This window comes from Pseudomonas sp., assembly GCF_028293835.1.
GTDB lineage: Bacteria > Pseudomonadota > Gammaproteobacteria > Pseudomonadales > Pseudomonadaceae > Aquipseudomonas.
In genome coordinates, this window is the sequence record NZ_JAQGNX010000140.1 from 1 (window position 1) to 8,940 (window position 8,940).

Below are 8,940 nucleotides of genomic sequence, written 5' to 3' on the forward strand. Positions count from 1 at the left end.
TAATGCAGGAAATCTACCACTCGTCGAACAACACGGATTGTCCTGCGCGTACGCATAGTCTAGGGTAAGTCGCTTACCAGACTGCGCCTGCAGATGGGGCCCTATCTGACAGGAATTAGCCATGCGTCTCGCTGCTCTCCCTCTTCTGCTTGCCCCTATGCTTTACCCGCTCTGGGCTCAGGCCGCGACAACTCTCAGTGTGTGCACCGAGGCCAGCCCCGAAGGTTTCGATGTCGTGCAATATAACTCATTGACCACCACTAACGCCTCAGCCGACGTGCTGATGAACCGTCTGGTGGATTTCAGTGCTCAGGAGGGCAAGGTAGTACCCAGCCTGGCCGAGAGCTGGGACATATCGGCTGACGGCCTGACGTACACCTTCAAATTACGCTCTGGAGTGAAATTTCACCACACCGAATACTTCACACCGACCCGCGACCTGACGGCGCAAGACGTGGTGTTCAGTTTTCAGCGCATGCTTGACCCTGCCAACCCTTGGCACAAGATCGCCCAAAGCGGTTTTCCCCATGCGCAGTCAATGCAACTGCCCGCGCTGATAAAAAACATCGAAGCGCCGGAGACGCTTACCGTTCGCTTTACCCTGGATCACCCCGACTCGACCTTTCTCGCAACGCTGAGCATGGGTTTTGCCTCGATCTATTCCGCCGAATACACCGCACAGCTGCTTAAGGCTGGCACCCCGGAGAAACTCAATAGCCAGCCTATCGGCACCGGCCCTTTCGTATTCAGACGCTTCCAGCGCGACGCTGTGGTGCGCTACGCCGCCAACCCGGATTACTTCGATGGCAAGCCCGGGGTCGATGCTCTGGTGTTTGCGATCACTCCCGACGCCAATGTGCGCTTGCAGAAAATTCGCCAAAACGAATGTCAGATCGCCCTTTCGCCCAAGCCGCTCGATGTTCAGGCAGCCAGCGCCGACGCCAAGTTGAACGTCGTTAAAAACGCGGCGTTCATGACCGCTTTCGTCGCGATCAACAGCCAGCACCCACCGCTGGACAAACCAGAAGTGCGGCAGGCCATCAATTTAGCGTTTGATAAAAACGTTTATCTCAAGGCCGTCTTTGAAGGCTCTGCAGTGGCCGCCAACGGCGTTTACCCGCCTAATACTTGGAGCTACGCCAAAAACCTGCCAGGTTATGCCCACGACCCGGCCAAAGCCCGTGCGCTGTTGGCCAAAGCCGGATTCAAGGATGGTTTCAAGACCACCATCTGGACACGGCCGTCCGGCAGCTTGCTGAATCCGAACCCTGGCCTCGGCGCACAACTGTTGCAGGACGATCTGGCCAAAGTCGGCATTACCGCCGAAATTAAAGTCATCGAGTGGGGCGAGCTGATTCGTCGTGCCAAGGCCGGCGAGCATGATCTGTTGTTCATGGGCTGGGCCGGCGACAACGGCGACCCGGATAACTTCCTGACTCCGCAATTCTCGTGCGCAGCCGTGACTTCCGGGACCAACTTCGCCCGCTATTGCGATAAAGATCTGGATAAATTCATCAGCGATGGCAAGGCCGGCAGCGACCAAGCGCAGCGCAGTGCGCTCTATCTGAAGGCTCAAACGCAAATTCAGCAGCAAGCACTCTGGCTACCATTGGCGCACCCGACGGCTACCGCGCTGACTCGAAAAGACGTACAGGGATATCAGGTGAGTCCGTTCGGACGTCAGGATTTTTCCCACGTTACGTTGAAATAATTCGCTGTAGTCGAGAAACCCAGGCCGCGCGATCAGCGCGGCCTGCGCGCATCACATCCAGCCAGCTTCCGTCATCGACAACGGGTCACCGTCGCCGATGATGAAGTGATCAAGCACTTGCACATCGACCAACGCCAGCGCCTCCTTCAACAGCTCCGTCAGTTTCTGATCGGACTGGCTCGGGTCAGTAACCCCTGAAGGGTGGTTGTGGCAAAGAATCACCGCCGCAGCATTGTTCGCCAAGGCGCGCTTCACTACCTGCCGCGGATGCACCTCGGTGCATCGAATTGAACCGCGAAACAACGCTTCGAACCCAAGAACCCGGTGCTTGGCGTCCAGAAAAAGACAACCGAACACTTCATGCGGTTCATGCCTGAGCAACGCCTTGAGGTAATTGCGCACCTCCTGTGGGTTATGCAGGCTCGGATCGCGCTTCAAGCGCTCGGCCATGTGCCTTCGCGCTATTTCCATGACCGCTTGTAACTGCGCGAATTTCGCGGGCCCTAAACCGAGTTCCTTGCTGAACGTTTGTTGGTCGGCCTCCAATAATGACCGCAGGCTGCCGAATTGCGTCAACAAGTGTCGTGCGAGGTCCACGGCGCTTTTTCCGGCAACCCCGGTGCGCAGAAAGATCGCTAGCAGCTCGGCGTCGGAAAGACTCGCCGATCCCAACTCCAGCAGCTTTTCCCGCGGGCGTTCAGCCGCAGGCCAGTCTCTAATACTCATAGCACCTCCATGTGTGTGGCCCCGCTGTTCCGGTGCGGTCGCTGTGCTATCTTAGCCCATCTTTTTTGCGCGGCGACCTGGCCTGGGAGGCGTCATTGCCGTTGCGATCACTCGACTAAAAGGCAGGCCTATGCAGCGGCTGTATCGGAAACGCATTGTTCTCGGCGTCGGCGGCGGCATCGCTGCCTACAAGAGCGCAGAACTGGTCCGTCGATTGCTCGATCAGGGCGCGGAAGTGCGTGTTGTCATGACCCGTGGCGGCAGTGAATTCATAACCCCTCTGACGATGCAGGCCCTTTCTGGCAATCCAGTGCACATGGATTTGCTCGACCCGGCCGCTGAAGCTGCAATGGGGCATATCGAACTGGCCAAATGGGCCGATCTGGTGTTGATCGCCCCGGCAACTGCCGACCTGATTGCTCGCTTGGCCCAAGGTTTGGCCAACGATTTGCTGACCACTGTGGTGCTGGCAACCGATGCCCCCGTGGCGTTGGCACCGGCCATGAACCAGGCCATGTGGCGTGACCCGGCCACCCAAGCCAATACACGGCTGCTGGAAGAGCGCGGCATGCGTATGTTCGGCCCGGCTTCGGGCAGCCAGGCCTGCGGCGACGTCGGTTTTGGCCGGATGCTGGAAGCCAACGACCTGGCCTTGTGTGCCGCCGAATGCTTCCGGCGCGAGTCGCTGACCGGCAAACACGTGTTGATCACAGCGGGGCCGACCCAGGAAAACATCGACCCCGTGCGCTACATCACAAACCACAGCTCCGGCAAAATGGGCTTTGCATTGGCTGAAGCAGCGGTGGAAGCCGGTGCCCGCGTAACGTTGATTACCGGTCCGGTGAACCTGCAAACACCGGATCGGGTCACGCGGATAGACGTCGTCAGCGCCCGCGATATGCTGGCGGCCTGCGAGGCAGCCATTCCCTATGACCTGTTCATTGCCTCCGCCGCGGTGGCAGATTACCGGCCTGAAGTCGTTGCCCCACACAAACTCAAGAAAGATCCCACCAACGGCGACGGCTTGCTGCTGCAAATGGTCCGCAATCCGGATATTCTCGCCACCATTGCGCGCCGCCCGGATCGGCCGTTCAGCGTTGGTTTTGCTGCCGAAACCGAACATTTGCTCGACTACGCCGCGCGCAAGCTCAAAGACAAAAATCTCGATCTGATCGTGGCCAACGATGTTGCTAACCCAAGCATTGGGTTCAACAGCGAAGAAAACGCCTGCAGCGTTATTGATCGAGCGTTGCACGAAACTGTATTTGCCCAGACCAGCAAGGGCAAAATTGCTCGCCAGCTGATCACCTTCATCGCCGACCGTCTGAACCAGGTTTAATCACGTATGCATGCTTTACAAGCCAAGATCCTCGACCCACGCATTGGTAGCGAATTTCCTCTCCCAGCCTACGCCACCACGGGTTCTGCCGGCCTCGACCTGCGAGCCATGCTCAAAGAGGACACGGTCATCGAACCCGGCCAGACGCTGCTGATTCCCACGGGCCTGTCGATTTACATCGGCGATCCTGGCCTGGCCGCGTTGATTCTTCCACGCTCCGGGCTCGGTCACAAACACGGTATCGTGCTGGGCAATCTGGTCGGTTTAATCGATTCGGACTATCAAGGCGAGTTGATGGTGTCATGCTGGAATCGCGGCCAAACGGCGTTCAAAATGTCCGTCGGTGAGCGCCTGGCACAGTTGGTGTTGGTGCCCGTTGTGCAGGCGCATTTCGAACTGGTGGAAGAGTTCGATGAAAGCCAGCGCGGCGCGGGAGGCTTCGGTCACTCCGGCAGCCATTGAACCCATGTTTGAAATAACCACTTAGTCTGGTCCAGGCGTAGCCGGCTCGCGCCACGCGCCGAATGGACCAAGGTCCATGCGTGCTATTCAGGATGAATATTGGGGAGAGGTTATTTGAAAGGCTTTAACCGTTCGGCCACAGCGAACAACGCTTCGCAACCCACACACGATCAAGCTTTGAACGGCCGCCAACGGATCCTTTCACCCGGCCTGGTATCGGTGCTCCTCGGTCTGATTGCTGCCAGCGTATTGCTGTGGCTGACACTTTTCAGTCATTCGCAAACCCAGCCACGGCTGGGCGAGGCATGGGGGACTAGCCAAGCCAGCGCGCTGGGCCTTGCGCTTAAACAGCTGGATGCTGCCACCCAGGCCGCAGCCCTCGACGGCACGCTGATCCAGGCGCTGCAAAGCAACGACGCTTCCGCCATCAGCCGAGCGCAAACCCAGTTGGGCTACCACAACGGTGTCATTGGGGCTCGTCTAAGTCATATCGGCCTCACCGAAGTGGACAATCAGGGGCCTGTACCCGTGAGTTTCGCGGCGCTTGATATGCTCAATAAAACCGTCCAGGGACAGACGCCTCTGCCCGAAGCCCGCAAAATTGGCGACCGCTGGGTGATCTACAGTGCCGCACCGCTGCGCGCGAGCCCGACGGACCCGGTAGTCGGAACACTCCTGTTTGCATTCGACCTGCAGCGGGTACTGAGCGCATTGCCGGTTCTGCCGCCCGATGTGGGCCAGGTGAAAGTGTCCCAACAATTCGGTACTGGCCCTGTGCAAGTCGTGCTGCTGCGTGGCCAACCGTCTGGCGTGGCGCAAGTATTTGATACCGGCTTGCCCAACTGGAAACTCGAATTTACCCCCGGCCCGGCGCTTGATTCTTCAGCGCCTTGGCTGTACCTGGGATTGGCCGCTTTACTGGCATTGGTCGGCTCGGTGTTTGGGCTGTACCTTAATGAAAATGCCCTGCAACGACGTATTAACGCCGACGCACGTCAGCTGGATCAACTACTCCAAGAACTCTCGGGCGGAAAAGCCGTCAAAGCCTTCGGCTTAAGTCTACCGGCGCTCAATGGCCTGGCACAAAGCCTGGCCAGGTTTTCGTTGCGCGGCGCTCCCACCGCCCTGGTTACAAATCCGGCTTTGGGAGCCTCAAACGGTAAGGCCAACTTCGACAACGGCTTGACAGCAAGTAGCGCAGAAGCGGCTGCCCAGCTCGACGCTCAGCATGCTGAGTGGGTCGATCCGTTGTTCCAAGATACCGATATTCTCGATATCGACATCCTCGACGAAAACCAGGATTTCCTGAGAGTGGAGCACCCCCAGATTATGAACAGCCCAGCCTCCGTGGCACCGATATTTCCTGACAGCATCTTCCGCGCCTATGACATCCGCGGCGTGATTGGAGAAACCCTTAGCGCGGAAACGGCATACTGGATTGGGCGAGCAATCGGCGCCGAGAGTTTGGCAAAAAACGAGCCACACGTATCCGTAGGCCGCGACGGCCGCTTATCCGGCCCCGAACTGGTACAACAACTGATTCAGGGCTTGTTTGACGCTGGCTGCCACGTCAGCGATGTCGGTTTGGTGCCAACTCCAGCGCTCTATTACGCCGCTGCCGTACTCGCCGGCAAATCGGGCGTGATGCTTACCGGTAGCCACAATCCGCCCAACTACAACGGTTTCAAGATCGTTATTGCTGGCGACACCCTGGCCAACGAACAGATTCTGGCGCTGCATACCCGCCTGAAAACCAATGACTTGACCACGGGCAAGGGCAACGTCGAGAAAGTGGAAATTCTTGAAAGTTATTTCAAGGAAATCACCAAAGACGTGGTACTCGCGCGGCGCATGAAAGTTGTGGTCGACTGCGGCAACGGCGCAGCCGGGGTAATCGCCCCGCGCTTGATCGAGGCGCTGAATTGCGAAGTAATCCCGCTGTTCTGTGACGTCGATGGCAATTTTCCTAACCATCACCCGGATCCGGGCAAACCGGAAAACCTTGTGGACCTTATCGCCAAGGTAAAGGAAACCGGCGCCGACCTGGGCCTGGCGTTTGATGGCGACGGCGACCGCGTTGGGGTGGTCACCAACACCGGCGCCATCGTCTTCCCCGACCGTTTGCTGATGCTGTTTGCCAAGGACGTGGTTTCCCGCAACCCTGGCGCCGACATTATTTTCGACGTGAAATGTACCCGACGCCTGACGCCATTGATTCTTGAATACGGCGGCCGCCCCGTCATGTGGAAAACCGGCCATTCACTGATCAAAAAGAAAATGCGCGAAAGCGGCGCATTGTTGGCCGGCGAAATGAGCGGCCACATCTTCTTCAAAGAGCGTTGGTTCGGTTTTGACGACGGCATTTACAGCGCTGCACGCCTGCTGGAAATTCTCAGCCAGGAAAAAGGCACCGCCGACGAAGTGTTTGCCACCTTCCCGAATGATATTTCCACCCCCGAAATCAATATCGATGTGACTGACCTCACCAAGTTCAGCATCATTGAAGCGTTGCAGCGCGATGCACAGTGGGGCCACGAGGCGAAGCTGACCAGCATCGACGGCGTACGGGTGGATTACCCGAAAGGCTGGGGCCTGGTTCGTGCCTCCAACACCACACCGGTGCTGGTATTGCGCTTCGAAGCCGACACCGAGGCCGAGTTGCAACGTATCAAGGATGTGTTTCATGCGCAGTTAAAGAACGTCGCACCTGACCTCGAACTACCGTTTTGACCGACCCTATAGTTTCACTGGAGCCCTGAATGACCATCGAACGTGATGCCGCTGCCAACGTCGCCAAAGTTTTGTCCGAAGCGTTGCCTTACATCCGCCGATTCGTCGGCAAGACGCTGGTGATCAAATACGGCGGCAACGCCATGGAAAGCGACGAGCTGAAAACCGGCTTTGCGCGCGATATCGTGCTGATGAAAGCAGTCGGCATCAACCCGGTGGTGGTTCACGGCGGCGGCCCGCAGATCGGCGACTTGCTCAAGCGGTTGTCGATCGAAAGCCATTTCATCGATGGTATGCGCGTAACTGATGCGCAAACCATGGATGTGGTTGAAATGGTGCTGGGCGGCCAGGTCAATAAGGACATCGTCAATCTGATCAATCGCCATGGCGGCAGCGCCATCGGCCTGACCGGCAAAGACGCTGAACTGATTCGTGCGAAAAAACTGACAGTGACTCGTCAGACCCCAGGCATGACCAAGCCAGAAATTATCGACATTGGTCAAGTTGGCGAAGTGGTCGGGGTCAATACCGATCTGCTGAACATGCTGGTAAAAGGCGATTTCATTCCGGTTATCGCGCCAATTGGCGTCGGTCCCGACGGCGAGTCCTACAACATCAACGCCGACCTGGTAGCCGGCAAAGTGGCCGAAGCCCTCAAGGCAGAAAAGCTGATTTTGCTGACCAACATCGCTGGCTTAATGAACAAACAGGGCGATGTATTGACCGGGCTGACCACCGAACAGGTGGATCACCTGATTGCCGACGGCACCATCTACGGGGGCATGCTGCCCAAGATTCGTTGTGCACTGGAAGCGGTTCAGGGCGGAGTCAACAGCTCACACATCATCGATGGCCGAGTGCCTAACGCGGTGCTGCTGGAAATCTTTACCGACAGCGGCGTCGGCACTCAAATTACCAATCGCAAGCGTCATTGATGGGTTAGCCCGCAGAACCCAAAAGCCTCGTCCGGTTTGCGCCTGACGGGGCTTTTTTGTTTCCGGCGACACATCCCTGTGAGACCGATTAATTCGGGGAAACCTATAAATCTGTAGGAGGGTCCGCCACGTCTTCGACGCCGCGCTGTCGCGCAGCAAACACCAAACCTGTAGATTATTTTCAGGTCAATAAGTTATGCGTTGTTTGATAAGAGCCAACGTGTTGGCGAGACTATTTTCCGGGCATCCGCTTAGGGCCTATCGCCAACAAAAACTACTCGTCCCGGGTGCCCCTACAGGTTCAGTTTTGCGTGCACGGATTGTCCGTAGGAACAACCTTACCCCCACGCAAGATGTGTCCTACATCATCTGTTAGTTCCGCCTGATAGGCGATGCAAACCCAGTCCCGCAGAGTTGCCGCATCTTTTCGATGTGGAGATTCTGCCCATGCCTCAGGCCACTATTCCGACGTTTACGCTGAGTATCAAGGGCATTGAAAACCCTGGCTTGCAGGTGCTTTCTTTCGCCGGGTGTGAGGCGGTCAGCACGCCGTATGCCATTACGGTGGAATTGGTTAGCCGTGGTCGGAACATTGACTTGGTGGACTTGCTGCACAAAGAAGCCTTTCTCCGTTTCGGCCCTGGCGGTGAAGGGGTTCATGGCAATATCCACTCGGCTCACAAAGGCGACTCCTGCCTGGCGCTGACCCACTACGTCATCGTGCTTAAGCCCTACCTGGCCTACCTGGAACACAGCAGCCATCGCCGTTCTTTCCAACATATGAGCGTGCCGGACATCGTGCTTGAGGTGTTGAAAGAGCACGGGTTGTTCAATGGCCTGCAGGTTGAGTTCAACCGTAGTGGGGCGGATGCACCGGCCCGCGAGTATTGCGTTCAGTACGATGAAAGCGACCTGCACTTTATAAACCGATTGTGCGAAGAAGACGGCTGGTTTTACCGTTTTGAGCATTCATCTGACGGCCATCGTCTGATCTTCGCCCAGGATGAAACGACCTTTCCCCATGGATCACCGGTGAC

7 protein-coding genes are annotated in these 8,940 nt (G+C 57.3%); 6 read left to right on the plus strand and 1 reads right to left on the minus strand.

Translation table 11 applies throughout. From position 1 onward, the window contains the following. The first annotated feature begins 121 nt into the window (after nucleotides 1–121). On the plus strand, nucleotides 122–1,711 hold the full coding sequence (locus tag JWR17_RS19270) for an ABC transporter substrate-binding protein (RefSeq protein ID WP_299833815.1): 1,590 nt from the start codon (nucleotides 122–124) through the stop codon (nucleotides 1,709–1,711). A gap of 51 nt (nucleotides 1,712–1,762) precedes the next feature. On the opposite strand, the gene radC is transcribed toward JWR17_RS19270, so the two are convergent. Next, nucleotides 1,763–2,437: a DNA repair protein RadC gene (gene radC / locus JWR17_RS19275; protein WP_299833817.1), complete on the minus strand. Its 675-nt coding sequence runs from the start codon at nucleotides 2,435–2,437 to the stop codon at nucleotides 1,763–1,765. 130 nt (nucleotides 2,438–2,567) lie between these two features. On the opposite strand from radC, the gene coaBC reads away from it, so the two are divergent. The 5 genes from coaBC to JWR17_RS19300 all read left to right on the plus strand — a co-directional run. Further along, a complete protein-coding gene (coaBC, locus tag JWR17_RS19280; RefSeq protein WP_299833819.1) occupies nucleotides 2,568–3,776 on the plus strand; it encodes a bifunctional phosphopantothenoylcysteine decarboxylase/phosphopantothenate--cysteine ligase CoaBC in 1,209 nt (402 codons plus the stop codon). A gap of 6 nt (nucleotides 3,777–3,782) precedes the next feature. After that, nucleotides 3,783–4,238, plus strand: a complete 456-nt coding sequence (gene dut, locus JWR17_RS19285) for a dUTP diphosphatase (protein ID WP_299833822.1) — start codon at nucleotides 3,783–3,785, stop codon at nucleotides 4,236–4,238. A 177-nt stretch (nucleotides 4,239–4,415) separates the two neighbouring features. Further along, complete coding sequence (locus JWR17_RS26390; RefSeq protein ID WP_366944182.1) at nucleotides 4,416–6,968, plus strand: phosphomannomutase/phosphoglucomutase; 2,553 nt, start codon at nucleotides 4,416–4,418, stop codon at nucleotides 6,966–6,968. 29 nt (nucleotides 6,969–6,997) lie between these two features. After that, entirely contained in the window at nucleotides 6,998–7,903 is a 906-nt protein-coding gene (argB, locus tag JWR17_RS19295) for an acetylglutamate kinase (protein ID WP_299833824.1), read from the plus strand. Between the two features lie 447 nt (nucleotides 7,904–8,350). Further along, nucleotides 8,351–8,940: contractile injection system protein, VgrG/Pvc8 family (locus JWR17_RS19300; RefSeq protein ID WP_299833826.1), on the plus strand; the 590-nt coding region annotated here is incomplete at its 3' end.

Coding starts and splice junctions, on each gene's coding strand:
- argB (WP_299833824.1), top strand. CDS start 6,998: ATGACCATCGAACGTGATGCCGCTGCCAACGTCGCCAAAGTTTTGTCC.
- JWR17_RS19270 (WP_299833815.1), top strand. CDS start 122: ATGCGTCTCGCTGCTCTCCCTCTTCTGCTTGCCCCTATGCTTTACCCG.
- radC (WP_299833817.1), bottom strand. CDS start 2,437: ATGAGTATTAGAGACTGGCCTGCGGCTGAACGCCCGCGGGAAAAGCTG.
- dut (WP_299833822.1), top strand. CDS start 3,783: ATGCATGCTTTACAAGCCAAGATCCTCGACCCACGCATTGGTAGCGAA.
- coaBC (WP_299833819.1), top strand. CDS start 2,568: ATGCAGCGGCTGTATCGGAAACGCATTGTTCTCGGCGTCGGCGGCGGC.